Origin of the sequence: Adlercreutzia sp. DFI.6.23 (genome assembly GCF_024462535.1) — a bacterium.
In the GTDB taxonomy this organism is placed as follows: Bacteria; Actinomycetota; Coriobacteriia; order Coriobacteriales; family Eggerthellaceae; genus Adlercreutzia; species Adlercreutzia rubneri.
Map to the genome: position 1 here is coordinate 1 of NZ_JANGBP010000034.1, position 585 is coordinate 585.

At 54.9% G+C, this 585-nt stretch carries 1 protein-coding gene; it reads left to right on the forward strand.

What is annotated here, in order from left to right:
• Positions 1-187 precede the first annotated feature (187 nt).
• Complete coding sequence (locus NE591_RS12195; RefSeq protein ID WP_256156738.1) at positions 188-457, forward strand: type II toxin-antitoxin system RelE/ParE family toxin; 270 nt, start codon at positions 188-190, stop codon at positions 455-457.
• Positions 458-585: the final 128 nt, after the last annotated feature.

Genomic DNA, 585 nt, shown 5'->3' on the forward strand with positions numbered 1-585 from the left:
ACCGAGTTGAACGAGCGCTACAGCCGTCTTGCGAAGGAGACTGGCAGGTCGAGGAGCTTCTACGTTAACGAAGCCCTGCAAAAAGCTATCGACCGTTTCGAGTACGAGTACGGGATTCTCAAGGATATCGAGGACTATCGTGCTGGCAGGCTTGAGACCTAGAGCATCGACGAGGTAAGGGCGCACTGTGGCCTGGCGAATTGATTTCACGAGGAACGCCGACAAGGCGATGCGCAAGCTCGATAAGGGCGTTGCCGCGCGGGTGTTTGACGAGCTTGACGAGATAGCGAAGCTCGAAGACCCAAGAAGCAGGGGCAAGGCATTGACGGGAAACGTGGCAGGCGTGTGGCGATACAGGGTCGGTGACTACCGAATCCTGTGCGACATCAATGACGGCAGGCTCGTCATTCTCGTGGTCGATGTTGCGCATAGACGCGAGGTTTACAAGCGCAGATAAAAAAAGAAAAGCCCCAGCAAGCTTGGCGGCAGCGGGGGCATTCAAGACAAGGAGATTATAGCATGGCTAGGTCTGAAGCCCAGAAACGTGCGGATAAGAAGTACGAAAAGAAACGTGCACCACGTAAG